General features: G+C 65.3%; 19 protein-coding genes. 14 read left to right on the top strand and 5 right to left on the bottom strand.

From position 1 onward, the window contains the following. The first annotated feature begins 95 nt into the window (after positions 1 to 95). The 12 genes from FVF58_RS14290 (at position 96) to FVF58_RS14235 (ending at position 14,229) form a co-directional block, all read left to right on the top strand. Positions 96 to 2,471, top strand: a complete 2,376-nt coding sequence (locus FVF58_RS14290) for a motility hub landmark protein FimV (protein ID WP_246217054.1) — start codon at positions 96 to 98, stop codon at positions 2,469 to 2,471. Next, entirely contained in the window at positions 2,468 to 3,280 is an 813-nt protein-coding gene (truA, locus tag FVF58_RS14285; RefSeq protein WP_149670559.1) for a tRNA pseudouridine(38-40) synthase TruA, read from the top strand. Before FVF58_RS14290 ends, truA begins: the two co-directional genes overlap by 4 nt. Continuing rightward, the gene (locus tag FVF58_RS14280; protein WP_149670697.1) at positions 3,277 to 3,990 is read left to right on the top strand and encodes a phosphoribosylanthranilate isomerase; all 714 of its coding nucleotides are present in this window, start codon (positions 3,277 to 3,279) and stop codon (positions 3,988 to 3,990) included. The genes truA and FVF58_RS14280 overlap by 4 nt, the downstream gene beginning before the upstream one ends. Positions 3,991 to 4,049: 59 nt before the next feature. Continuing rightward, a complete protein-coding gene (gene trpB, locus FVF58_RS14275; RefSeq protein WP_149670696.1) occupies positions 4,050 to 5,243 on the top strand; it encodes a tryptophan synthase subunit beta in 1,194 nt (397 codons plus the stop codon). A gap of 11 nt (positions 5,244 to 5,254) precedes the next feature. Continuing rightward, positions 5,255 to 6,163: a DNA-methyltransferase gene (locus FVF58_RS14270; protein WP_149670558.1), complete on the top strand. Its 909-nt coding sequence runs from the start codon at positions 5,255 to 5,257 to the stop codon at positions 6,161 to 6,163. A 46-nt stretch (positions 6,164 to 6,209) separates the two neighbouring features. Further along, a complete protein-coding gene (gene trpA / locus FVF58_RS14265; RefSeq protein ID WP_149670557.1) occupies positions 6,210 to 7,022 on the top strand; it encodes a tryptophan synthase subunit alpha in 813 nt (270 codons plus the stop codon). Between the two features lie 78 nt (positions 7,023 to 7,100). Continuing rightward, entirely contained in the window at positions 7,101 to 7,973 is an 873-nt protein-coding gene (accD, locus tag FVF58_RS14260) for an acetyl-CoA carboxylase, carboxyltransferase subunit beta (RefSeq protein WP_149670556.1), read from the top strand. Positions 7,974 to 8,252: 279 nt separating this feature from the next. Beyond that, the gene (gene folC / locus FVF58_RS14255; protein WP_149670555.1) at positions 8,253 to 9,563 is read left to right on the top strand and encodes a bifunctional tetrahydrofolate synthase/dihydrofolate synthase; all 1,311 of its coding nucleotides are present in this window, start codon (positions 8,253 to 8,255) and stop codon (positions 9,561 to 9,563) included. A gap of 29 nt (positions 9,564 to 9,592) precedes the next feature. Next, positions 9,593 to 10,516: an SPOR domain-containing protein gene (locus FVF58_RS14250; protein WP_149670554.1), complete on the top strand. Its 924-nt coding sequence runs from the start codon at positions 9,593 to 9,595 to the stop codon at positions 10,514 to 10,516. A 7-nt stretch (positions 10,517 to 10,523) separates the two neighbouring features. Next, positions 10,524 to 11,018, top strand: a complete 495-nt coding sequence (locus FVF58_RS14245) for a CvpA family protein (protein WP_149670553.1) — start codon at positions 10,524 to 10,526, stop codon at positions 11,016 to 11,018. A 173-nt stretch (positions 11,019 to 11,191) separates the two neighbouring features. Further along, complete coding sequence (purF, locus tag FVF58_RS14240; RefSeq protein ID WP_149670552.1) at positions 11,192 to 12,742, top strand: amidophosphoribosyltransferase; 1,551 nt, start codon at positions 11,192 to 11,194, stop codon at positions 12,740 to 12,742. A 296-nt stretch (positions 12,743 to 13,038) separates the two neighbouring features. Then, a complete protein-coding gene (locus FVF58_RS14235; protein WP_149670551.1) occupies positions 13,039 to 14,229 on the top strand; it encodes an O-succinylhomoserine sulfhydrylase in 1,191 nt (396 codons plus the stop codon). A gap of 98 nt (positions 14,230 to 14,327) precedes the next feature. On the opposite strand, the gene FVF58_RS14230 is transcribed toward FVF58_RS14235, so the two are convergent. Continuing rightward, positions 14,328 to 15,107 (bottom strand): AraC family transcriptional regulator, encoded by a 780-nt coding sequence (locus FVF58_RS14230; RefSeq protein WP_149670550.1) that lies wholly within the window; start codon positions 15,105 to 15,107, stop codon positions 14,328 to 14,330. A gap of 45 nt (positions 15,108 to 15,152) precedes the next feature. Further along, entirely contained in the window at positions 15,153 to 15,494 is a 342-nt protein-coding gene (locus FVF58_RS14225; RefSeq protein WP_006047612.1) for an FKBP-type peptidyl-prolyl cis-trans isomerase, read from the bottom strand. Between the two features lie 186 nt (positions 15,495 to 15,680). Here FVF58_RS14225 and FVF58_RS14220 point away from each other — a divergent pair, with 186 nt between their 5' ends. Further along, the gene (locus tag FVF58_RS14220; protein ID WP_149670549.1) at positions 15,681 to 16,487 is read left to right on the top strand and encodes a sensor histidine kinase; all 807 of its coding nucleotides are present in this window, start codon (positions 15,681 to 15,683) and stop codon (positions 16,485 to 16,487) included. 96 nt (positions 16,488 to 16,583) lie between these two features. After that, positions 16,584 to 17,927 carry a hemolysin family protein gene (locus FVF58_RS14215; RefSeq protein WP_149670548.1) on the top strand — a complete coding sequence of 448 codons (1,344 nt, stop codon included), beginning with the start codon at positions 16,584 to 16,586 and terminating at the stop codon, positions 17,925 to 17,927. A gap of 47 nt (positions 17,928 to 17,974) precedes the next feature. Here FVF58_RS14215 and treY read toward each other — a convergent pair whose 3' ends face one another. From treY to treZ, 3 genes are read right to left on the bottom strand one after another with little or no spacing between them, the layout of a single operon-like run. After that, positions 17,975 to 20,836 (bottom strand): malto-oligosyltrehalose synthase, encoded by a 2,862-nt coding sequence (treY, locus tag FVF58_RS14210; protein ID WP_149670547.1) that lies wholly within the window; start codon positions 20,834 to 20,836, stop codon positions 17,975 to 17,977. Next, positions 20,833 to 23,046, bottom strand: coding sequence for a 4-alpha-glucanotransferase (malQ, locus tag FVF58_RS14205; protein WP_149670546.1), 2,214 nt, complete (start codon positions 23,044 to 23,046; stop codon positions 20,833 to 20,835). Before malQ ends, treY begins: the two co-directional genes overlap by 4 nt. Beyond that, positions 23,043 to 24,965, bottom strand: coding sequence for a malto-oligosyltrehalose trehalohydrolase (gene treZ, locus FVF58_RS14200; protein ID WP_149670545.1), 1,923 nt, complete (start codon positions 24,963 to 24,965; stop codon positions 23,043 to 23,045). Before treZ ends, malQ begins: the two co-directional genes overlap by 4 nt. Positions 24,966 to 25,064 lie beyond the last annotated feature (99 nt).

Here is a 25,064-nt window from a genome sequence, read left to right as displayed (position 1 = left end):
CTCCGACTATCTTGTCTCTTTCAAACCGCAAAAAAGGGCTGCGCGCTGACGCGCCAGGAGTCCCGGTGAACCTTCGACTCTCATCCCTTCGGGCTATGACCAATCATCAAGATAAAGGCCGTTTGACGGGCCGCCCGGTGGCCGCGGCCGCTTTGGCTTTGGCGCTGGCCGGCGCTGGCATGGGCAGCGCGCTTGCGGCACCCGGCGATGTCGCGAGCGCGCCGGACGCCGCGTCCGTTTCGTATGCGGCCGGCAGTCAATACACGGTGCGGCCTGGGCAATCGTTGAACGACGTGGCGATTGCAGTCACGCAGTCGCATGACCGTGCGACGCTCGCACGCGCGACGCGCGCATTGTTCGATGCGAATCCGAACGCGTTCATGAGCCATGATCCGAGCCGGCTGCGCGTGGGGGCGGTGTTGACGGTGCCGGCGCTGGACGCGTCCGGGGCTTTGGCCGCTTCTTCGGCGGCAGCGCAAGCGGCTGCGGGGGCGTCTGCGCTGAGTACGGCGGTGGAGGCTGAGGCGACGAGCGGCGCCGCGCAGGTCAATGCGGCGGCGAGTGCGGCCAGCGCGGCAAGTGCGGCGGCTCATGCTGCTGCGCCGGCTGTACCGGGGACGGCCAGCAGCCCGGCCGAGGCAAGCTCGGCACCGGCCGGCGCGGCTGCAGGCGGCGCGGTTTCGTCGGCGCCGGCAGGGGGCTCGCAGGCGGCGGCATCGTCTTCGGCCAGCGACGTGCACGAATGGTCGGGTGCGATACAACCGACGGCGAGCGAGCCTGCCGCTGGCGCTCAGCCTCAAGCCCCCGGAACGGCTCCGGCGACGGCGGGTGCACAGCCGGCATCGCAGCCGCGTGCGCAGGTCTCCAGCTTGCAGCAATTGCTCGCGCTGAAGAACCGCGTGCTGATGGAGTTGCAGAAGCATGGCATCGGTGGTGCGCCGGTGGCGACCAGTGGCACTGCGTCTACGGGCGTGGCCAAGCCGGTGGCGGGTGCGTCATCGGCGGGGCCGGCTGGGACGGGGCAGGGCGCTGCGCCTGTGGTTCCCGCGCCGAATAGTGGCGGCTTATCGCAAGTGGAGTTGAGCATCGCGGCGGCGGTTGGCGCGGCGTTGGTTGTGCTGCTCGCGGCTTTGCGCATGGGTCGTCGCAAGCGTGAGGCGCGTGCGGCGGCGGAGGCTGTGTCAGCGGATCGCGATATGGCGGCGTCGGCGCGCGAAAGCGACCCGCAGCGCAGCGTCGCGACACACGGACAAACGCTTGCGAGCGAGGTAGCGGGCGCGGATGACGATCAGTCTGTGCGCGATGCGGCGGCGCTGGCGGCGGAGCGTGCGGCAGCCGAGCAGGCAGCAGCAGAGCGCGCGGCGGCCGAACGCGCAGCAGCCGAAGAACAAGCCGCAGCGAACCGCACGGCAGCAGAGACAGCAGCGCAACAGGCGATGGGCGAGCCAGTCGCAGAACGCCAAGCTCGCACAGACTCTTTCACCCAAGACCACACTTCACCCGAACAAAGCGGGCAAGAACTTCCCGCATCGCCCGCATACGTCGAACCAGCGCAACCAGCCGCGAACGCCCCTGAGGCCGCCGAAAGCGCTTTCCCATCAGAACCTCTCCCTGCAGTTCATCAAGAGAGCATCCACGGCGCGACGACGGCGGCAAGCCTCGCCGCCGCCGCGGAACTCGGCGCCGATGCGTTGCCGCTGGCTCCGCTCGAACCGGTCGACGAAACCCTGCAACAGGACGACCCCGCTCGCCACCCGCAATCGAACGACGAGCCGGCGCATGGCGCGCCGGCCGTGCAACAAGAACCGGCAACCGAGCTACGGAATCGTCCGGATACCCCAGTACCCGTGATCAATTTCACGCAGCAAATCATCGAGCCGCGCACGGCTCCCCCGTTCGTCCCGCCGTCCGACGATGCGTTGTCGAGCACGTTCCCCGAAAGGTCGACGCAAGCTCAGCCTGCTTCCGCCGTCCCAAGCGAATTCCCGCGCGATGCCGTCGACGCGTTCGGCAGTCTCGACATGCCGCTGCCGCCGAGAATCGAGTCGCCTGCCGGCTCCGAGCATGCCGCGACATCTCTGACCACGCAGCCGGTCGTGTCGCCGGAAACCACCGCGCAGCAAGCGTTCGCGCCGTACGAATCGGACGACGCCCCGCATGTCGCCGATGAAATCGCCACCGGCACGGCCGGCCACGCGGCCATTGCGGGCTTGGGCGCGGCTGGCTTCGGCTCGCTGAACCTCGACTTCGACCTCGAACTGCCGCCGAGCCCGGCCCAGCCGCTGCCGGCGTTTACGCAGACCGATCTGATCCGTATCGCCCGCAACAAGCTCGATCTGGCCTCCGAGTACATCGAACTGGGCGATTTGTCGGGCGCACGCGCGCTCATCAACGAAGTGATCGAAGCGGACGATCCGGCCACGCGCACCGAGGCCCGCGCGTTGCTCTCGACGCTGGCGCCGTTGTCGTGAAACGGATCGCATTAGGCGTCCAGTACGACGGCGCGGCATTCGGCGGTTGGCAGGCGCAACCGCACGGCAAGACGGTACAGAACGAACTCGAACGGGCACTGCGCGAATTCGCGCAGACGCCCGTGCACACCGTGGTGGCGGGCCGCACGGATGCGGGTGTGCATGGGCTCGGGCAAGTCGTGCATTTCGACACCGAACTCGACCGTCTGGATATTTCCTGGGTGCGGGGCACCAACTCGTTTCTGCCTAAGACGATCGGCGTGCAGTGGGCCAAGCCGATGCCCGACGACTTTCATGCGCGCTTTTCGGCGTTCGAGCGGACCTATTACTACGTGCTGTACGTCAGTCCGGTGCGCTCGCCGATGCTGGCGACGCGGGCCGGCTGGGTGCATATGCCGCTCGACGTCGACGCGATGCGAGCCTGCGTCGTCCATGTGCTCGGCGAGCGCGACTTTTCGGCGTTCCGCTCGTCGCAATGCCAGTCGAAAACGCCGGTGAAACACTTGTACCAGATCGACGTTCGGCCGCAGGGCGACTTCATTCATTTCCGCTTCCGGGCGAATGCGTTCCTGCATCACATGGTGCGCAACCTGATGGGCTGTCTGATCGAAGTCGGTCGTGGCCGCCGGCCGCCCGAATGGCTGGCCGAGGTGCTCGCGAGCCGCAGCCGCGACTGTGCCGCGCCGACTTTCATGCCGGACGGCTTGTATCTGGCGCAAGTGGGCTATCCTGAGAAATTCGCGGTGCCCGCGCCGCAAACGGGCAGCGTGCCGTGGAGTACCGTATGGACCGAGCAACCCGAAACATGAAAGCAAGCGAAGACCTGGCTCACCCGGCCGATGCCGCCGCGCAGCAGCGCACCGTGCCGCATCGCACGCGCATCAAGCTATGCGGACTGTCGAAACCGGCGGACCTCGCCCACGCGATCGACCTCGGCGCCGACGCAATCGGCCTCGTGTTCTATCCGCCGAGCCCGCGCTCGGTCAGCGTCGCCCAGGCGGTCGAACTGGTACACGATGTGCCGCCGTTCGTGTCGGTGGTCGGCCTGTTCGTCAACGCGACGCCGGACTGGATTCGCGAAGTGGCGAGCAATGTCGGGCTCACCCTGCTTCAATTTCACGGCGACGAGACCGCCGAGCAGTGCGAATCGCTCGCGGGCGTTGCGGGTTTGCCATGGTTGCGAGCGTTGCGCGTCGCGGCGGACACTCGACCGGCCGATTTGGTAAAATCGGCTCTCAACTATTCAGCGGCCAGTGGTCTTCTGTTCGACACCCATGTCGAAGGCTATGGCGGCGGCGGGAAGGTTTTCGATTGGTCACTTATTCCAGCAGAGCTCGCGCGTCGGGCCGTTTTGAGTGGTGGGTTGAACGCGCAAAACGTCAGTGACGCGATCCATCGCGTGCGCCCGTACGCGGTCGATGTCTCGAGCGGCATCGAAGTCGCGGGCGCCAAGGGCGTGAAGGATCACGCCCGGATGGCGGCATTCGTGCGCGCGGTGCGCGCAGCAGATGCCGAATGATTCAGGCCAGCGGCTTTCTCATACGCGAGCCGTTCGCCACACTGAGAAGAGTGATCACCATGTATAACTTGCCTGACGAAAGAGGCCATTTCGGCCAATTTGGCGGCGTGTTCGTCGCCGAAACCCTGGTTCATGCGCTCGACGAGTTGCGTGAAGCGTACGAGAAATATCAGAAAGATCCCGACTTCGTCGCCGAATACGAGCGCGAATTGAAGCATTTCGTCGGCCGCCCATCGCCGATTTATCACGCGCAGCGCTGGAGCGAACTGCTCGGCGGCGCGCAGGTTTTCTTCAAGCGGGAAGACCTCAACCACACTGGCGCGCACAAGATCAACAACGTGATCGGCCAGGCGCTGCTCGCCAAACGCATGGGCAAACCGCGCGTGATCGCGGAAACCGGCGCCGGTCAGCACGGTGTGGCCACGGCGACCATCGCCGCGCGTTTCGGGATGGAATGCGTGGTCTACATGGGCGCAGAGGACGTGCGACGCCAGGCCGCCAATGTCTACCGCATGAAGCTGCTCGGCGCGACCGTGGTGCCGGTGGAATCCGGCTCGCGCACCCTGAAGGACGCGCTGAACGAAGCCATGCGCGATTGGGTGACGAATGTCGAAAACACGTTCTACATCATCGGCACGGTGGCGGGTCCGCATCCTTACCCCATGATGGTGCGAGATTTCCAGCGCGTGATCGGCGATGAATGCAAGGTGCAAATGCCGGAAATGGTCGGACGCCAGCCTGATGTCGTGATCGCGTGCGTTGGCGGCGGTTCGAACGCAATGGGCATCTTTTATCCGTACATCGACGACAGTTCCGTGCAATTGATCGGCGTCGAAGCGGCTGGCGATGGCATCGAAACCGGTCGTCACGCGGCTTCGCTGATCGGTGGCAGTCCAGGCGTTCTGCATGGCAACCGCACGTATCTGCTTCAGGACGAAAACGGTCAGATTATCGAGACTCATTCGGTATCGGCCGGCCTCGACTATCCGGGCGTCGGTCCCGAGCACGCGTGGCTAAAAGAGAGCAATCGCGCGCAATATGTCGGTATCACCGACGAAGAGGCGCTCAAAGCATTCCACGATTGCTGCCGCATCGAGGGCATCATTCCGGCGCTCGAGTCCAGCCACGCGCTGGCCTACGCCGCGAAGCTCGCGCCCACGCTGCCGAAGGACAAGGTCCTGCTGGTCAATCTGTCGGGCCGAGGCGACAAGGACATGCACACGGTCGCCGAGCGATCGGGCATCCAGTTCTGAGCGCCCCGACGATGCGCGACGAGTTCGACGAGCCGCAGCCGGCGAGTGAAATCCAGAATCCGGCCGCCGAGGTAGCGGCGGCCGCGGCACCTGCCCCGTTGCTACCGCAAGTGCCGGCCGGCATTCGGCTGTTGAACCGCGATTTTCTGACCGATGTAGCGAACATTCCCGACGCGTCGATCGACCTGATCGTATGCGATCCGCCTTACGGGCTCGGCAAGGACTACGGTAACGACTCCGACATGCGCACAGGCGAGGATTTTCTCGTCTGGACGCGGAGCTGGCTGGAGTTGGCTATTCCGAAGCTCAAGCCGACGGGGTCGCTCTACATTTTCTGCACCTGGCAGTATTCGCCGGAAATCTTCAGCTTCCTGAAGACAAAACTCACGATGATCAACGAAATCATCTGGGACCGGCGCGTACCGAGCATGGGCGGCACCGTGCGCCGATTCACCTCGGTGCACGACAACATCGGTTTTTTCGCGGTGTCGAAGGATTACTTCTTCGACCTCGATCCCGTCCGCATCCCGTACGATGCCATCACGAAGAAGGCGCGTTCGCGTAAGTTGTTCGAAGGCAGCAAGTGGTTGGAGCTTGGCTATAATCCCAAGGATGTCTGGTCGGTATCGCGGCTGCATCGGCAACACGCTGAACGCGTCGCTCACCCCACCCAGAAGCCGCTGGAGATCGTCGAGCGGATGGTGCTCGCCAGTTGTCCGAAGGGCGGCCGCGTGCTCGACCCGTTCATGGGCAGTGGTACAACCGCAGTCGCTTGCGCCCGTCAGCAGCGCGAATTCGTCGGCTATGAGATCAATGAAAGTTACTGCGCGATAGCGCGCGAGCGCGTCAGCGCCGCCGCTTCTCATCCCGTGCCTCGCCGCGCCAAAGCCAAGCCGCAACGGCAGACTGAAGTGCAATGAGTGACCTGCGATAAGCGCGCAGTAGCCAAAATTCCGAGAATATTCCATGTCCCGTATCAAGAACACGTTTGCCGCGCTGTCCGCCGAGGGTAAAAAAGGCCTGATTCCGTTCATGACCGCTGGCGATCCGGACCCCGCTCGCACGGTCGAATTCATGCACGCGCTCGCTGCCGGCGGCGCGGATGTGATCGAAATCGGCGTGCCGTTTTCGGACCCGATGGCCGACGGTCCGGTGATCCAGCAGTCGTCCGAACGCGCGCTGGCGCAGGGTGTGTCGCTGCGCCACGTGCTCGCCGACGTCAAGCGCTTTCGCGAAACCAACGATAAAACGCCCGTGGTGCTGATGGGCTACGCCAATCCGATCGAACGGATGGGTACCGAAGCCTTCGCGAAAGCGGCCAATGAGGCCGGCGTCGATGGTGTGCTGGTTGTCGACTACCCGCCGGAAGAGTGTGCGAATTTCGCCGAACAGATGCGATCTGCTGGCATCGATCCAATCTTTCTGCTTGCGCCCACGTCGACGGACGAGCGCATCGCGGAAGTCGGCAAGATTGCCAGCGGTTACGTCTACTATGTGTCGTTGAAAGGCGTGACCGGGGCGGCAAATCTGGACGTTTCCAGCATCGCGAGTAAAATCCCGGCGATCAAGTCGCGAGTTCCCCTGCCGGTGGGCGTCGGTTTCGGCATCCGTGACGCGCAAACTGCGCGTTCGGTAGCCGAGGTGTCCGATGCCGTCGTGATCGGCAGCCGTATCGTCCAACTGCTCGAACAGGCAGCACCCGACACCGCCGCTGAGACGCTGACACGTTTCGTCGCGGAAGTGCGCGAGGCGCTCGATAGCGTCGCGACTGCCCGATAACAGTTATTTTTGTCGCTGTAGTGTGAACGGCGGGCTTGTCCCGCCGTTCGCGCGACCGTGACCCCAGAAGGATTCAATATGAGCTGGCTCGACAAGCTGCTGCCGCCGAAAATCAAACAAACCGACCCGAAGAGCCGCAAGGGGATTCCGGAAGGCCTGTGGATCAAGTGCCCGTCGTGCGAAGCCGTGCTGTACCGCAACGACGTCGAGGCCAATCTGCATGTTTGCCCGAAGTGCGACCATCACATGCGCATCGGCGCGCGTGAGCGGCTCGATGGCCTGCTCGATCCGGAAGGCCGTTACGAGATCGGCCAGGAAATCGTCCCGGTCGACGCGCTGAAGTTCAAGGACAGCCGCAAGTATCCGGAGCGCCTGAAAGAGGCGATGGACGATACCGACGAAACCGATGCCATGGTTGTGATGGGCGGCGCAATCCATACTTTGCCGGTGGTGGTCGCGTGCTTCGAGTTCTCGTTCATGGGCGGCTCGATGGGTTCGGTAGTCGGTGAACGCTTCGCGCGCGGCGCGCAGAACGCGCTCGAACAGAAGGTGCCGTTTATCTGCTTCACCGCTTCGGGCGGCGCGCGGATGCAGGAAAGTCTGCTGTCGCTGATGCAAATGGCGAAGACCACGGCCATGCTGACCAAGCTCGCTGAAGCCAAGCTGCCGTTCATCTCCGTGCTGACCGATCCGACCATGGGCGGCGTGTCCGCGAGTTTCGCGTTTCTCGGCGACGTGGTGATCGCCGAGCCGAAGGCACTGATCGGCTTCGCCGGCCCGCGCGTGATCGAACAAACCGTCCGCGAAAAGCTGCCGGAAGGCTTCCAGCGCGCCGAATTCCTGCTGACCAAGGGCGCGATCGACATGATCGTCGACCGTCGCAAGCTGCGCGAAGAACTGGCGCAATTGATGGCGCTGTTGAGCCATCAGCCAGCGGACGCCGTCGCGTAAGCAGAGGCCGTACAGAGCGATAGACCGCCGCGTCGCCGTTCGTAGATCGGGCGTTGCGGTCCGAAGAGCAGCAAGAAACAGCGCGCCGCGTGAGTGATCAAGCGGCGCGCTGTCATTTCCGGGATAATCACGGTCTCGCAACGCAGCGGCGTTAGCCAGGCTGCCCGCGCGGCTTTCTGCGCATAAAGTGCCCGCCGCGCTGCGTTCTGCCGGCCGCAGTGGCCCCGCCCGCGCACTTTCGCCAGACTGCCTAAAACCGATTCACTCGCGATTCACCCCATGACCACATTTCCCACCCTCGACGCGTGGCTCACGCACCTTGAATCCGCGCATCCGGTCGGCATCGACATGGGTTTGGGCCGTATCTCCCAGGTGCACGACGCGATGCAACTGTCGTTTGCCTGCCCGGTCATCACGGTCGGCGGCACGAACGGCAAGGGCTCGACGTGCGCGATCCTTGAATCCATCTTGCTGCGCGCCGGTTTTACGGTCGGCTGCCACACGTCGCCGCATCTGCTCTCGTTCAACGAGCGCGCGCGCGTGAACGGCGAAATGGCGAGCGACGCGGATCTGCTGCCGCATTTCGAGGCCGTCGAAGCTGCACGTCTTAGCCTCGCAGAGCCGGTCACGCTGACCTACTTCGAATTCACGACACTGGCAATCATGAGCCTGTTCGCTTCGCGGGGACTCGACGCGGTGATTTTCGAAGTCGGCCTGGGCGGCCGCCTCGACGCGGTCAACATCCTCGATACGGACTGCGCGATCATCACCAGCATCGATCTCGACCATACGGACTATCTCGGCGACACGCGCGAGAAGATCGCCTTCGAAAAAGCCGGCATTTTCCGTCCGGGCAAGCCGGCGATCTGCGCGGACCCGGTGCCGCCGCAATCGCTGATCGACCATGCTGAGAAGATCGGCGCCGAACTGTGGCTATTCGGCCGCGATTTCCGCTACGAAGGCCAAGCGGGCAGCGAGCGTCAGCAATGGAGCTACGTCGGTCCGACAATGCGGCGTTCGGCGCTCGCTTATCCCGCGTTGCGCGGCGCGAATCAGTTGATCAACACGTCGGCGGCGCTGGCCGGTCTCGAAGCGCTGCGCGACCGGTTGCCGGTATCGGCGCAGGACATCCGGCTCGGGCTCGCCAACGTGGAACTGCCGGGACGTTTCCAGGTGTTGCCCGGCAAGCCGGCCATCGTGCTGGATGTCGGCCACAATCCGCACGCGGCCGCGGTGCTGACGCAAAACCTCGGCAACATGGGCTTTTTCCCGTACACCTACGCGGTGTTCGGCGCGATGCGCGACAAGGACATTGCCGGCGTATTGGCGCATCTCAAGGGCGAGATCGACCATTGGTGCGTGACCGATTTGCCGACCCCGCGCGCGGCGTCGGCGAAAGAGCTCGAAACGGCGTTGCGCGAGCAGGGCGTGGGCGAGAGCGCCGATAGCAGCGTGATGCGCTACGCAACACCCGCAGAGGCTTTCCAAGACGCGCTAAAACGTGCGTCAGAGAATGATAGAATCGTGGTTTTCGGCAGTTTCTATACGGTAGCAGGCGTCATGGCCTACCGGAAATCGCAGCAACACTGAACGGGCGCCAGGCTCGAACCAAGCGATTCATGGGAATTTTCTCGTTCGGCAAGAAAGACGACGCGCCCACCCGGCGCGGCGCAAACACCAGTTCCAATCGGGCCGCCCGCGGTGAGCGAGTGGAGCGGCGCACCCGCCGCACGGAGCGCACCGTCGATGCCGATGCGATGCTGCTCGACCCTACGTTGCCGGAAAAGCAGCGCGCGCGGCGCCGGCTGGTCGGCGCGATCGCGCTGGTCGTGGCTGCGGTGATCATCCTGCCAATGGTGCTGGATTCGCATCCCAAGCCAGTCACCGACGACATTTCGATCGACATTCCGAGTCGGCCCGCGCCGAAGGTCGCCCACAAGACCACAGAAGACACCCAGGCCGGTGTGGCACCCGACAACCCGACGCCCGACGCGGGTCTTGCCGCGTCCAGCCTTGCGGCGACGCCGGCAGCCAAGCCAGGCCAGTCCGGTGCGGCAAAGCAAAGCGCGGACACGAACGCTACGCCCGCGCCCGCAGTCAAGCCGGCGCCGAAGCCGCAGGCACCCGCTGTCGCGGCCAATACCGCACCGGCTGCGCCCGCAGCGCCGGCCACGCCAACCAAACCGGTCCGCACGCCGGCCACGCACAGCGCAGAAAGCGCGCCGGCCCCGAGCGACGACGAAATAAACAACGCCGCCGCCCGCGCGGACGCGAATTCCGGCACGCCGGCATCGCCGCCTGGCAGCCGTTTCGCGGTGCAACTCGGCGCGTTTTCGAACGACGCCAACGCGCGTACCTGGGCGACCAAGTTGAAAGCCGCGGGGGTGCCCGCATATACCGAACATCGTAAGCAGGCAGACGGCTCGACGCTCACGCTGTTGCGCGCCGGTCCGTTCGCCGATCGTGCAGCGGCAACCGCCGCGATCGCGAAGGTTCGCGAGGCCGGCTTGACGTCGGGCGCGAACAACGGCGCTGCACAGTAAGCGAGCGATGTTCACGGCCTTCGACTACGCTGTAATGGCGGTGATCGGTTTGTCGGCGTTGCGCGGCACGTGGCGTGGATTTTTGTCGGAGATATTCGGACTGATCGGCTGGATCGCGGCGTTCATCATTGCCTGCGAATTCGTCAGTTACGTCGTGCCGTATATCCCGGCCCATTGGCCGGGCGGCGCGTTGACCCAGTGGCTGCTGGCGTTCGCGCTGCTGGTGATCGGCGTGGTGCTGGTGGCGAGCGTGGTGAGCGCGCTGCTGAGCCGCGTCGTGCAGGCAACTGGGTTGGGCGGCGTGGACCGCTCGCTCGGTTTGATGTTCGGCCTCGTACGCGGGGTCATTCTGGTGCTGATTCTGGTCGCCCTCGCAGGCTTGACCGAACTGCCCCAACAGGAATTCTGGCGCAACGCCCTGCTGAGGCCCTATGCGGTCGAGGGCGTGCACGTAATGAAACCGCTGCTTCCCGAGACGCTTGCTGCCTACGTCCACGTGTGACGATCAGGCAAGCGGTTAGAGGGACGCAGCAGGACTCCGGCGCAAACCGGCTGCCTTAGCGTGACAGCGCGTACCGTCGCGTCGCAACGCGAACTCCCTGAAGGAAGCCTTCCTGGGAACGCCACGCAGGCACCGGCCGCCACGACGAATTTCGTACCTTTGAAGGACATGCCATGTGCGGCATCGTAGGCGTAGTTTCCCACTCTCCGGTCAACCAGCTGATCTATGACAGCCTGCTGCTCCTGCAGCACCGCGGTCAGGACGCCGCCGGTATCGCGACAGCGAACGGCAGCAACTTCCACATGCACAAGGCCAACGGCATGGTGCGCGACGTGTTCCGCACGCGCAACATGCGCAGCCTGCCCGGCACGACCGGTATCGGCCAGGTCCGTTACCCGACCGCCGGTTCCGCGTCGAGCGAAGAAGAAGCCCAGCCGTTCTACGTGAACGCGCCGTTCGGCATCATCCTCGCGCACAACGGCAACCTGACCAACTGGCGGCAGTTGAAAGACGAGATGTTCCGCATCGATCGCCGCCACATCAACACCAATTCCGACACGGAAGTCATGCTCAACGTGCTCGCGCACGAATTGCAGCTGGCTAGCTCCGGTCTGCAACTCGATCCGGCCGCGCTGTTCAACGCCGTGTCGGGCGTGCATCGCCGGGTGCGCGGCTCGTACGCGATCGTGTCGCTGATCGCCGGTTATGGCCTGCTGGGCTTCCGTGACCCGTTCGGCATCCGTCCGCTGTGCCTCGGCAAACTGGAAACGGCTGAAGGCGTCGAGTGGATGCTGGCGTCGGAATCGGTGGCGATCGAGGGCATCGGCTTCGAGTTCGTGCGCGACGTTGCGCCGGGCGAGGCGGTGTTCATCGACATCGACGGCCAGCTGCATTCGCAGCAATGCGCGACGAGCCCGAGCCTGAACCCCTGCATTTTCGAACTCGTGTATCTCGCGCGTCCGGACTCGGTGCTCGACGGCGTGCCGGTGTACAACGTGCGTCTGCGCATGGGCGATTACCTCGCCGAAAAGATCAAGCGCGAACTGCCCGACGTCGCGATCGACGTCGTGATGCCGATTCCCGACTCGTCCCGTCCGGCCGCGATGCAAGTCGCGAAGAAACTGGGCGTCGAATATCGCGAAGGCTTCTTCAAGAACCGCTACGTGGGCCGCACCTTCATCATGCCGGGCCAGGCGGTGCGCAAGAAGTCGGTGCGCCAGAAGCTGAACGCGATGGGCATCGAGTTCAAGGGCAAGAACGTGTTGATCGTCGACGACTCGATCGTGCGCGGCACCACCTCGCACGAAATCGTGCAGATGGCGCGCGATGCGGGCGCGAACAAGGTGATCTTCGCGTCGGCGGCGCCGCCGGTGAAATTCCCGAACGTGTACGGCATCGACATGCCGACGCGCGGTGAACTCGTCGCTCACGGCCGCACGGACGAAGAAGTCGCGCGCATGATCGGCGCGGATTATCTCGTGTATCAGGACGTCGAAGCGCTGAAGCAGGCTGTGCGCGACATCAACCCGGCGCTGAAGGAGTTCGAAGCGTCGTGCTTCGACGGCAACTACGTGACCGGCGACGTGACGACCGAGTACCTCGATCGCATCGAAACCGCGCGTCTCGCACCGTCGTCGCAATCGGATCGCGACGCCGCGAGCGAAGCGATCGACGGCGGCGGGCCGGCGCGTTCGCAATTGCATCTGCAATTGTCGGTAGGTTGAGCGCGGTTTGCTCGACCGGCTCATGGCGCGGCACGCTGCACGCCGCGCCATCAGCGTGTTAGCATGGCGGCTTGCGTCGATTTGATCTCAGCTTGCGGACGCGGGGCAACCCGAAACAGCTAAAGCGAAGGGTGGAAAAGCCGCACTCATCCGCCTCCGCTCCAGCTTTCCCCGCACATGAAGCCCGCTTATGCCGACGCAAAGCGGGCTTTTTTGTTGCTGCTGTCCGGCGTTGCGCTTCGTCACAGGCGAGCCGCGCCGAACGCAGTCATCGAACATTGGAAACCAGAACCAACATGGACGACTCCCTGAACTTCGATACGCTGGCAGTCCGCTCGGGCACGGTGCGCAGCGACTTCAACGAGCATTCGGAAGCCATCTTCCTGACCTCGAGCTTCGTGTTCAAGAGTGCCGCGGACGCCGCCGAGCGCTTCAAGAACTCTGAAGACAACTACACCTACTCGCGTTTCACGAACCCGACCGTGTCGATGTTCCAGGATCGCCTTGCCGCGCTCGAAGGCGGAGAAGCGTGCATGGCGACGGCGTCGGGGATGGCTGCGATCATGTCCGTGGTGATGGCCACGCTGCAGGCCGGCGATCACCTGGTGAGTTCGCAGGCGCTGTTCGGTTCGACGCTCGGCATGTTCTCGCAGATCTTCAGCAAGTTCGGGATCACGACCACCTTCGTCGATCCGACCGACGTGGACGCGTGGAAAAACGCGGTGCGTCCGGAGACGAAGATGTTCTTCCTCGAAACGCCGTCGAACCCGCTGACCGAAGTCGCCGACATCGAAGCGATCAGCAAGGTCGCGAAGGCGGCGAACGCGCTGTTCGTGGTCGATAACTGTTTCTGCAGCCCAGCCTTGCAACAGCCGCTGAAGTTCGGCGCGGACGTCGTGATGCATTCGGCCACCAAGTTCATCGACGGCCAGGGCCGGGTCCTCGGCGGCGCGCTGGTCGGTTCGAAGAAATTCATCATGGAGAAGGTGTTTCCGTTCGTGCGCAGCGCGGGGCCGACACTGTCCGCCTTTAACGCATGGGTGCTCCTCAAGGGCATGGAAACGCTGTCGCTGCGCGTCGAGAAGCAGTCGGCGAATGCGCTCGAAATCGCGCGCTGGCTGGAAACGCATCCGGCTGTGAATCGCGTGTTCTATCCCGGGCTGGAGTCGCATCCGCAGCATGCGCTGGCGATGCGTCAACAGAAGGCGGGCGGCGCGATCCTGTCGTTCGAACTGAAGGGCGACACGCCGGAGCAAATGCGTGAGAACGCCTGGCGCGTGATCGACAGCACGAAGCTGTGCTCGATCACCGGCAACCTCGGCGATACGCGCACGACGATCACGCACCCGGCGACCACCACGCACGGTCGCGTGACGCCGGAGGCGCGCGCGGCGGCGGGCATCAGCGAAGGTTTGATCCGTCTTGCCGTGGGTCTGGAAAACGCCGGCGATATTCGCGCCGATCTGCAGCGCGGGCTGGCCGGCTGAGTCGTGACTGATGCTGCAAGGGCACCGGCTTGGGCGGCACTCCCGGCAGCGAAAAGCGGGCCGCCGCGTCAGGCGGTTCGCGCAATGAACTGAGCGGGTCAGTGGCGCAGCGCGCGCCACTGACCGGGCGCAAGCCCGAAGCGTCGCGTGAACGCGTGCGTGTACGCGCTCTGATCGCCGAAGCCGATTTCCAGCGCGATATCGGTCAATGAAAGACGTGGGTCCGCGAGCAACGTGATCGACGTATCGAGCCGCAGCCGCTGCAAATAGCGATGCGGCGTTTCGCCGAACGCGTCGATAAAAAGCTGGTGAAAGCGCCGCATGCCGAAACCGCAATGTGCGGCGAGATCGGCGATACGCAACGGCTCCGACAAATGCGCGCGCAGCCAGCGGTCGATGCGCGCGAAATCCAGACCGCCGACGCCGGCCAGCGCGCCGGCCGTCGTGCCGGTGTCGGCCACGAGCGCGGCGCCCAGCCGCGCGGCGGCGTCCCAATGGAAACGCCGGCTGTCCAGATCGTCGCCTAGCGCGCCACCCGTGGCGTGCGCCGCGATCCGGTGCACGAGCTGCGTGAGCGACGCATCGACGGTCACGGCGCGCGCGCGGTCGAACAAACGTTCCGGCACGGCCAGCGAAGCGGCCGGCAAATCCAGCACCAACTGCCGGTTCTCGCCGACCCCGGCGTAATCGTGCCGCGCACCGGCGGGAATGAGCCACGCGGAGCCGGCGTCGATCTGTTGCGCGACACCGTCGACCGCCATCACCATCGCGCCGTCGAGCCCGAGCACGACCTGGTGGAAGTCGTGCACGTCCGACGCTTCGATCGCGCCGTAGCGGCGCAACGAAACGCTAGGTGCGGTGACGGCGGCGTGGCTCATGGCTGTGACCGATCGACGATGCGCAATAACAAAGCGGCGAACCGCTTAAACGTCGAGCAATTCGACTTCGAACACGAGCGTCGCATTCGGCGGAATCACGCCGCCCGCGCCGCGCACGCCGTAGCCGAGTTGCGGCGGAATGGTCAGCTTGCGCGTGCCGCCGACCTTCATGCCCTGCACGCCTTCGTCCCAGCCCTTGATGACCATACCGCCGCCCAGCACGAACGCGAACGGGTCGTTGCGGTCCTTGCTCGAATCGAACTTCTGGCCGTCGGTCAGCCAGCCGGTGTAATGCACGCTGACGGTTTTGCCTGCCACCGCTTCGGCGCCGGTGCCTTCGACGATGTCCTCGTACTTCAGGCCGGATTCGGTAGTCACAGTCGACATAAGTCGCTCCTCAATGAAATCGTAAAAACCGACATTGTAGGCGTGTTGACGCCGCATCGCCGAGGAATGCCGCGTGGCACGCGGATTGCGTCCGCGTTGGCTGTCCGGCCACGCTGGCCGCGCCGGACAGCTTGCCTATAATGGGGCTTCTTTCAACTATCCAGCGCTGCGTGAGAGGGCTCGATCGTGACAACGTCTTCAAGCGGGACTGGTGGTGCACAGCCGGTTCCTTCCGGCTTCGCCGTTTCCGAACGCACTGCGCATCTGCGTGCTGAAACCGCGCTGTTCATGCGCGATCATGTGCTGTCGCTGGTGTCGCACGATCTGCGTGGTCCGCTGAACGCCATTCATAGCTGGGCGTACGTGCTCGAGCGCAAGCTCGATGCGAACGACCCGAACGCGCAGCGCGCCGTCACCGGCATTCGCAGCGGCGTCGATCAGCAGGTCAAGCTGCTGGAAACGATCGTCGATGCGACGCGCGCCGAAACCAGGTCGCTGGCGCTCGCGTATGCGCCGTTTCCGCTGCATCCGCTACTCGACGAAACCACCGAGGAAGTCCGCTCCGGTCTCGCCCGCTCGCGCAGCGTGAACATCGCGGTCGACTCGCAACTGGCCACCGAGCAGCTCAACGGCGACCGCGAGCGTCTCGCCGCCGCGCTGTGGGTGATGCTCGCGTTCGCCGTCGAAGCGAGCGCCGAAGGCGCGGCGGTCACCTTGGCGGCGCGCGCCGACTCGGGCACGTGGCACGCCGCCGTCACGTACCAGTCGAACGAAACCGCATTGAACGACCCGGCCTTGCCTCATGTGCTGGAGCCATTTGCCCGCAAGCAGGCCGGCGAGCCGCGTGAAGCGAAGCGGATCGCGTGGGTGTTCGCGCTGTGCAAGCGCGTCGCGGAAGCGCACGGCGGCAGCTTCGAACAAAGCGACGCCAGCGGCGACGACGCCGCCACGCTCGCGTTGCGTGTGCCGTTGAGCGCGACGGCGCCGAAGTGAGCGCTTCAGCTTCATCCCAGCGACTTCAGCCTGATTCACTTTTCATCGAGCTTTCAACCTCTATACTGACAACTTTTGTCGCCGGAGCCCCTCGCTTTGATTCAGCTCGTCGCCCTTATCGGTGCGTTGCTTCTCGTTGCCCTCAATGGTTTTTTCGTCGCCGCCGAATTCGGTCTGGTCAAACTGCGGCAGACCCGCGTGCAAAGCCTCGCCGCGCGGCACGGCCTGCGCGGACGTTTGCTCGCCAAGGTGCACGGCCGGCTCGACGCGTATCTGTCCGCCTGTCAGCTCGGTATCACACTCGCGTCGCTCGGGCTTGGCTGGATCGGCGAGCCCGCGTTCGCGCAACTGCTCGCGCCGCTCCTCAACCTGATCGGCGTGCAATCGGAGCAGCTGATCCACGCCATTTCGCTGTTCTTCGCGTTCTCGTGCATTTCGTTCCTGCATATCGTGGTGGGCGAACTCGCGCCGAAATCGCTGGCGATCCGCGAGGCGGAAAAAGTCTCGCTGTGGGCCGCCATGCCGCTGTACGCCTTTTATTGGGCGATGTATCCGGCGATCTGGGTGCTCAATTCGAGCGCCAACGCAGTGCTGAAACTCACGGGACTCGACGCCGACCACGGCCACGACTCGCATTACTCGACCGACGAACTCAAGCTGATCCTGCGCGGCCGCCGCACCAATCTCGCGAGCGAGCTGGGCGCGCCTGACGGCGCCTACAGCCAGGACGAGTGGAACACGATCGCGCACTCGCTCGACTTCTCACGCATGACCGTGTCGGACCTGATGCGTCCGGCCTATGAAATGATCGGCTTGCGGCGCGACCTGCCGTTGCGCGAAAACATGCAGATGGTCGCGCAGCACCGCTTCAGCCGCTATCCGCTGTTCGAGGACGCGTCAGGCGAGCGCGTGGCCGGCATGATCCATTTGAAGGACCTGCTGCTGGCGCGCCAGGCGGGCAGCACGCTCGACGACTTGTCGCGCTATGCGCGCCCCGTGCAGTACGTGAAGCCGGAAATGCCGGCGCTCGAACTGTTTCGCCGCTTCCGCAAAGGTGCGCCGCATTTCGCGCTGGTCGGCCACAAGAACTCGAAGCCGATCGGCTTCCTCACGCTCGACAATCTGCTCGGCGCGCTGGTCGGCCAGATTCACGACGAATTCCGTCAAGGCGACGCCGACTGGACGCGCATGGACGACGGCACGCTGATGGGCAAGGGCAGCTTGCCGGTGGTTTCGCTGGAGCGCGCGTTGGGGATCGATATCGACGAGGGCAAAGCGGAATCGGTTGGCGGCCTCGTGATCCAGGCGCTGAACGATCTGCCCAGCGAAGGGCAGCGTGTGGAATTCGACCGCTTCGACGTGGTGGTCAAGAAGATGAAGGGGCCGCGCATCGTGCTCGTGCGCGTGTACCCGAAGATTTTCGACGACGAAGGCGGCTGAGCCGCAGGCCCAACCGCCTGCGGCCAGGTCAAGCAAACGGCGCGCCATCAACTGCGCGGCACGCCATCCTCGACCAGCACCGCGATCGGCATGGCCGCCAACGCATCGCGCAGATACAGCAGGCCGTTTTCATCGACCTTCGGCGCCGCCGGACTCAGCCAGTCGAACAATGCTCGTGCGGACAGATCGGACGGCATTTCCAGCGCCGTGTCCGCCCACTTCTCTGGATCGACCCGCGGCATGTCGCCGCCGTCGTCGAGCAGCCCGGCCGCGAGCCGGCTTGCCACCACCACGGCCCATGCATTGCCATGCCGCCGCGCAAACGCAATCACATTCGACGCGTGCGCACCCCGCACCGTGAGCGGCAGATACGTGCTCTGACTCAGCAATTCCGGCAAATGCGCGCGCAGCGCCAGCACACGCTGTACCACCGCGAGTTTTACGCGTCCGTCGCGCCAGTGAGGCAGGAATTCCGACGGCGGCGCTTCCGCAAGACACGCTGCGCGTTTGCCGAAATCGACGGGCCGGCGATTGTCCGGATCGACCAGGCTGAAGTCCCACAACTCGGTGCCTTGATAAAGATCGGGAATCCCAGGCGATGCCAGCCGCAACACGGTCTGCTGCAAGCTGTTCAGTGCGCCGGCGCGGCTGATCCGCGCGACGAACGCGGACAGCTCCTTGAGAAAGCCGTCGCGCCGCTGTGGCGAGAGGATGTCGAGCAGGAAGTCGCGGCAACCGGTTTCGTAGGCTTCGTCCGGGGCGAGCCAGTTGGTTTGCAGCTTCGCTTCGCGCAGTGCCTTCAATTGCCATTGCGCGACGCGTTCGGCCAGTTCCTTGACGCCTGCTTCGTCGTCGGGCTGCAAATGGGGGGGGCAGCAGCCCACCAGCGTCTGATACAGCATCGCTTCGGCGGCGGGGCCGGGCGCCCATGCGTCGCTCTTGTCCCGGCCGACGCTGCTGATCGGCTTGCCGTCGAGCGCACGGCGATGCGGTGCGTTCAACGTGGACCACGCGCGCAGCGTCGCGCCCCATTCGTCGGCGATCTCACTGAGCACCGCGAGCCGCGCGCGCACGTCCTCGCCGCGTTTGTGATCGTGCGTGGCCGTGGCGAGCAGCGTGTGCGGAAAGCGTTGCGAGCGCTCCAGATTGCCCGCGTGAAAGCGCTCGACCGACAACGCGAATTCGCCAGGGTCCGAGCCGACTTCGTTGCGCGACAGCAGGCGGCCATAGCGATAGCACGCCGTATCCTCGATCGCCTTCGCGGCGACCGGCGCGGTGAGTTGCGAGAACAGCGTCTGCGCGGCGCGGCGCGCGGAGCCTGCGTGAGTGGGCGGTATGCCATTCTGAGCTTGCGACTGCTGCGGCGCGCTCGGCCGCGCCGCGGGCGCCTCTTCGGCGCTGCCGCCGAGCCACGCATTCACGCGATCGAGCACCCCGTGGTCCGCGCGCGACAGCGCCGCTCTCGCGCCGGCCAGCGCCTGCTCGAAATAGACGTTGTCGGCGGCGCTGCGCAAACCGTTCTGCGGATAGATCCGATACACCGGGAAATGCACGACCAGTTCGGTCAGCACGCGGTGCAGCGTCGTGAACGTGAAGTCGCGCGTGGTCAGCGAATCGCGCGCGATGCGATGCAAGGCACGCGCCGCGCGGTCCAGTTCCGCCGCGAGGTTCTCCGCGAGAATCTTGCGGCGCGCAGCCAGCGCTTCGTCGGCGAAAGACGGGCTGCGGCCGGTGAGTTCGGTCCACGTTCGCGCGAGCGGTTCGGCGCCGGCCGGATCATGCAGCAGCGCGCCCACGTCGTTCATGAAATCGTAGCCGGTCGTGCCGTCCACCGGCCAGTCGTCGCGTAGCGGTTCGCCGCGCCCGAGAATCTTTTCGACCACCACGTACGGCGCGCTATCGCGTAGTTCCGTGAGCCGCTGCCGCAACCGCTGGCAATATTCGCGCGGCTCGGCGAGACCGTCGATATGGTCGATCCGCAAACCGTCCACCACGCCTTCCTGATACAGACGGAAGACCAGCGCATGCACGCTCTCGAACACTTCGGGCCGCTCCACGCGTACGCCGGCCAGCGTCGAGATGTCGAAGAAGCGCCGCCAGTTCACTTCATCCGACGCGGTGCGCCACCACGCGAGGCGAAAGTGCTGCCGCTCGATCAGCCGATGCAGCCGGTCGCGCGTGACCGGATCGTCGGGCGCATACGCCTGCAACACGAATTCGAGCGCCGAAGCGCCGTTTTGCGCGACGAATTCGCGCAACGCGTCGCGTGCTTCGGCGGCGCGCGGCTGGTCGGTGGGCTGAGTCGTCAGTCCCTGGAAACGCTCGGCGAGCGCGCTGAGATCGGCGCGCTCGGCGCTTTGCAGGATCGCCGCGTAATCGATCGGGCACACGGGAAAAACGTGCGGACCGTAGCCGATATAAAAACGCCCGCTGTCGGCCGCGAAATGCAGCGCGATGCGGCCCGCCGCGAGTTCTTCGCCGTAGGACACGCCGAGCGTCGGCAGCAGCACCTTGCCGCGCAGGGCAGGATCGGGCGAATGCCAGTCGACGTCGAAATGGCGCGCGTACGCGCTATGGCGGCCCCATTCGAGAATGTCGAGCCACCACGCATTGCTCGATCCGCCGACGCCCATATGGTTCGGCACCATGTCGACGATCAGCGCCATGCCGTGCGCGCGCAGCTTGTCGACGAGACGCTTGAGGGCCGCCTCGCCGCCGCATTCGGCGCTGACCTGCGTGTAGTCGACGGTGTCGTAGCCGTGCAGCGAGCCCGGCTCGGCGGTCGTGACCGGCGACGCGTACAGGTGGCTGATGCCGAGCGCGGCGAAATAGTCGACGTGCTTCGCGGCGTCGTCGAACGTGAAGCCTCGATGAAACTGGAGGCGCAGCGTGGAGCGCGGGACGGTCATGGCGTATCAGGCTCCGAAGAAGCGTTGGAAGGAGCGGCAGGGGCAACGGAAGCGGCCGCCGCGCGGCGCGCGCGATCGACCGCCAGCAGACGGTCACTGAAGTTCTCGTCGTCAAACAATTCCTCGATCGGCAAGCTCAGGCGGCGGCGCCAGTTTGGATGCTCGTCGATCGAACCGGGCAGATTCGGCTGCTCGTCGAGCGCCAGCAGATCTTCGAGCGGAAACGTGACGAGCGGTCCGGGCGTGGCCGCGACAAAGGCGAGCGCTTCGTCGACGGGCGCGCTTTCGGGCGGCGGCGCGGCCACCTCCGGCGCGGCCACGCCGGCTTGCTGGAACGCGCGCCACAACGCGGCGCGATCGCTCGCGCGCTGCTCCTGCGCGGCTTCCTCGGGGTCGCGGCCGTCGGCGCGCGCGCTCGTCTGGCCGATCCGGTTGCGCCACGCAATGTCGCTGCCGCGCCACCAGCCGGCTACGGTCGGCAGATCGTGCGTGGTGGTGGTGCCGACAGCATTGCGATCCCACTGCTGCGGCGGCTTGAAACCGTCGCCATCATGCGCGCCTTCGAACCACAGCACGCGAATCCCGGCGATGCCGTGCTCATCGAGGCGCTCGCGAAAACCGGGCGGCACGGTGCCGAGATCCTCGCCGATCACGATCGCGCGATGCCGCCACGATTCGAGCGCGATCAGCCGCAGCAGGTCTTCGAGCGGATAGCGCAGATACGCGCCGTTGCGCGCGCTTTCGCCTTCGGGCACGAGCCACAGGCGGCGCAAGCCGAGAATGTGATCGATGCGGATGCCGCCCGCATGCGCGAACGCGGCGCGCAGCATGTCGATAAACGCGGAGAAGCCCTGCGTGCGCATCGCGCGCGGCGAGAAGGTGGTGAGGCCCCATGCCTGCCCGGCCTGGTTGAACAGGTCCGGCGGCGCGCCGACCGACACGTGTTGCAGCATGTCGTCGCGATACGACCACGCATGACTGCCGGCGCTGTCGCAACCCACCGCGAGATCGGCGATCAGGCCGACGGCCATGCCGGCTTCCTGTGCCGCGTGCTGCGCGTGCGACAGACCCTTCGCGGCGAGCCATTGCAGAAACAGATGGAAGGTGACCTCGTGACGATGGGCGTTGGCGAAGGCCTCCACTTCCGGGCTGCGCGGATCGCGCAACGCGTCGGGCCAGTCGCGCCAATGTCCTTTGCCGCCTTGCGCGAGTTGCGCGGCTTGCAGCGCTTCGAAGCGCGCGTGATCTTCGAGCGCGCGGCCGGCGCGCTCGCAGAAACCGTGGAATTCGAGCGCGCGCGGCGTGTCCTGGCCCCGTTCGTGCGCGCTGAACTGCTCGTAGAGCGCGCGCAGGACCTTCAGCTTCAGCTTGACCGCGTTCGGCCAATCGATCAGCGGTAAGGCTTCCAATGCCGACCACGCGCCGGTGGCCTGCGCGGCTTCGAGTGCGGCGCGTGCCGCGTCCGTGCCGAACACCGCGGCGGGATCGATATGCGTGACATTCAGCCACAAACGCGACGACGGCGAATACGGGCTGAAGCGATTCGGCTCCGCGCTGAACATTGCGTGCGTCGGACTGACGGCGAGCGCATGCGCGCCGCGCCGCGCGCTTTCGACAGCGATTCGCGCGAGCGCCGAGTAGTCGCCGATGCCGCCGTCGCCGCTGCGCCGCAAGCCGTACAGTTGCGCGGCGATGCCCCACAGCGGCGGCCTCGGCGCGGGGTTGTCGTCGTCGCGATGCAGCGTGCGCCAAGCGTCGTCGACGGTGTAGCAGCGCGCCGGCGCGACGGCCAGCGTCACGCGCTGATCGTTGATGACGAGCGCGTGATAGCCGGCCTCGTCGATCGGCGCGAGCAACGCCTCTTCGCCCTTGGGCGCCGTAAAGCGGCCATCGATGATTGAGCCGCTTTCGAGTTCGATCCGGTAGTGGCTGCCGGACTTGACCGCCGCGACGGACAGCGCGATGCCGCGCCCGATCTCGGCGGTCATCAGCGGTGGCATTTTGCGGCCCGACAGTTCGGCCTCCAGAACAGCGGTGCTGTGGCGGATCTGCGTGGCGTTGCCGCACGGCAGACCCATTTGTTCGAGCAGCATCGCGAGCGTGTTCTCCGGCACGTGCTGGGTCGTGTGGTGCGCGTCCTGCCACTCCACTTCGAAGCCGGCGCGGCGGGCGAGCGTGGCGATCGTGTCGCCGGGGCGTCGGGTAGTCACGCGTGGCGCTCCTGTTGGCCCGCGATGCGGGCGTTGTGGCTGATCGCGTAGTCGCTGACGTCGCCGGTCAGCCACGCGACGAACGCGTTCGGCGGCAGCGTTCCGGCGTCGATCTGCTCGCGCACGCGCGGCGGCGTTTCGAAAATCACCTTGCCGGCGGGGACGTTGTCGAACGCGACGCTTTGCTTCGACAGGTTCAGCGCGATCGACAGCGTTTCGCCGTCGCAAAGCTTCCAGCGGGCGACCAGCGCGTTTGCATCGCCGCCGCCGGCCGCGCCCAGCACGCTCGCGCCGAGCGCCTTGCTATGTTGCAGACGCGGCGTGACCAGCTTGGCGCGCACGGCGAGCGCTGACTTGTAGAAATGCATCCAGTCGAGCCGGTCTTGCGCGTCGGCGTTGTGTTGCGCCGACGCCTGATCCGGTGCCGGCGGCGACGAAGCGGCGAACGTCTTCACGTCGTTCGGATCGGGAATCTGCGCACGGCGCTTCTCATCGCTGAACGACGAAAAGCGCGCGAATTCGCGACGCCGTCCTTCGCGTACGGCGTCGGCGAGTTCGCCGGTGTAGTCGGTGAAGAACAGGAACGGCTGCGTCGAGCCGTATTCCTCGTCCATGAACAGCAACGGGATTTGCGGCGACAGCAGGAGCAGGCCCGTGGCGGCGCGTAACGCGTCGTCCGAGGTCAGCTTGCGAAGCCGCTCGCCGAACGCGCGGTTGCCGATCTGATCGTGGTTCTGCAAAAACATCACGAACGAAGTGGGCGGCAGATGCCCGCTCGATTCGCCGCGCGGCTTGCCGTCGTGAATCGGCGACGGATCGCCCTGATACGTGAAACCCTCCGACAGCACGCGCGCGAGACGGCGGATCGGCTGGTCCTCGTACGCGTGGTAGTAGCCTTCCGTTTCGCCGGTCAGCAGCACGTGCAGCGTGTTGTGCGCGTCGTCGTTCCATTGCGCGTCGAAATGCGTTTCCAGCAGGCTCGCGGTGTTGTGCTCGTTTTCCAGCACCAGATGCACATGCCGGCCGTGCTGCACTTTCGCGCGGATGTGGTCGGACAGCTCGCGCAGCCACGCGTGATCGTCGATCGCATGCACCGCATCGAAACGCAGCCCGTCGATGCGATATTCGTTGATCCAATAGATGGCGTTGTCCGTGAAGAAGTCGCTCACTTCACTGCGGCTGAAGTCGATGGCCGGACCCCACGGCGTATGCGTGCCTTCGCGGAAAAACGAGCGGGCATACGCGTGCAGATAATTGCCGTCCGGGCCGAAGTGGTTGTAGACCACGTCGAGAAACACCATCAGGCCGAGACCGTGCGCGGCGTCGATCAGCGCCTTCAGTTCGTCGGGGCGGCCATAAGCGGAGTCGGGCGCATAGGGCAGCACGCCGTCATAGCCCCAGTTGTGCTGGCCGGGAAAATCGTTCAGCGGCATCAATTCGATTGCAGTGACGCCGAGCGCGGCGAGCGCCGCCAAGCGCTTCTGCACGCCCGCGTAGCCGCCCATCGCACCCACGTGCAGTTCGTACAGCACCGTCTCTTCCCACGGCCGGCCATGCCAGTTCGTGTGTTCCCAACGGTACGCGCGCGGGTCGATGACTTCGCTCGGCCCGTGCACGTCCTGGGGCTGAAAGCGCGACGCCGGATCGGGCACCAACTGCTCGCCGTCGAGCCGGAAGCGGTACAGCGTGCCCGCGCCGCCATCCACGGTTGCTTCGAACCAGCCGTTGCCGGCGGGCGTCATGTCGTGCATGCCTTGCGCCGGCCCGTTTTCGATCGCGACTTGCACCGTCTTGCACGAAGGCGCCCAGAAACGGAACCGCGTGCGCGGTTTCGTGCCCGCGGCGCCGAGCAGTTGCGCGCTGAACGGCAGGCAATGCGCGTGATGATGCGCGTGAGGGTCAATCGGACTTTCGGACATGATTCTTCACCATTCGAATGTGCTGTCGAGCCGCGGTCTGCGTTCTGCGTGCGAAGCGCGTTTGGCGCAAGCGCACGCGTGAGAACCCGGCCGCCGTGC

It is taken from the genome of Paraburkholderia panacisoli (genome assembly GCF_008369935.1).
Taxonomy (GTDB): domain Bacteria; phylum Pseudomonadota; class Gammaproteobacteria; order Burkholderiales; family Burkholderiaceae; genus Paraburkholderia; species Paraburkholderia panacisoli.
The sequence above is the reverse complement of the archived record's forward strand: the minus strand, read 5'-3'. Positions and strand labels throughout refer to the sequence as shown.

Coding starts and splice junctions, on each gene's coding strand:
- FVF58_RS14290 (WP_246217054.1), top strand. CDS start 96: ATGACCAATCATCAAGATAAAGGCCGTTTGACGGGCCGCCCGGTGGCC.
- FVF58_RS14280 (WP_149670697.1), top strand. CDS start 3,277: ATGAAAGCAAGCGAAGACCTGGCTCACCCGGCCGATGCCGCCGCGCAG.
- trpB (WP_149670696.1), top strand. CDS start 4,050: ATGTATAACTTGCCTGACGAAAGAGGCCATTTCGGCCAATTTGGCGGC.
- FVF58_RS14270 (WP_149670558.1), top strand. CDS start 5,255: ATGCGCGACGAGTTCGACGAGCCGCAGCCGGCGAGTGAAATCCAGAAT.
- trpA (WP_149670557.1), top strand. CDS start 6,210: ATGTCCCGTATCAAGAACACGTTTGCCGCGCTGTCCGCCGAGGGTAAA.
- accD (WP_149670556.1), top strand. CDS start 7,101: ATGAGCTGGCTCGACAAGCTGCTGCCGCCGAAAATCAAACAAACCGAC.
- folC (WP_149670555.1), top strand. CDS start 8,253: ATGACCACATTTCCCACCCTCGACGCGTGGCTCACGCACCTTGAATCC.
- FVF58_RS14250 (WP_149670554.1), top strand. CDS start 9,593: ATGGGAATTTTCTCGTTCGGCAAGAAAGACGACGCGCCCACCCGGCGC.
- FVF58_RS14245 (WP_149670553.1), top strand. CDS start 10,524: ATGTTCACGGCCTTCGACTACGCTGTAATGGCGGTGATCGGTTTGTCG.
- purF (WP_149670552.1), top strand. CDS start 11,192: ATGTGCGGCATCGTAGGCGTAGTTTCCCACTCTCCGGTCAACCAGCTG.
- FVF58_RS14235 (WP_149670551.1), top strand. CDS start 13,039: ATGGACGACTCCCTGAACTTCGATACGCTGGCAGTCCGCTCGGGCACG.
- FVF58_RS14230 (WP_149670550.1), bottom strand. CDS start 15,107: ATGAGCCACGCCGCCGTCACCGCACCTAGCGTTTCGTTGCGCCGCTAC.
- FVF58_RS14225 (WP_006047612.1), bottom strand. CDS start 15,494: ATGTCGACTGTGACTACCGAATCCGGCCTGAAGTACGAGGACATCGTC.
- treY (WP_149670547.1), bottom strand. CDS start 20,836: ATGACCGTCCCGCGCTCCACGCTGCGCCTCCAGTTTCATCGAGGCTTC.
- treZ (WP_149670545.1), bottom strand. CDS start 24,965: ATGTCCGAAAGTCCGATTGACCCTCACGCGCATCATCACGCGCATTGC.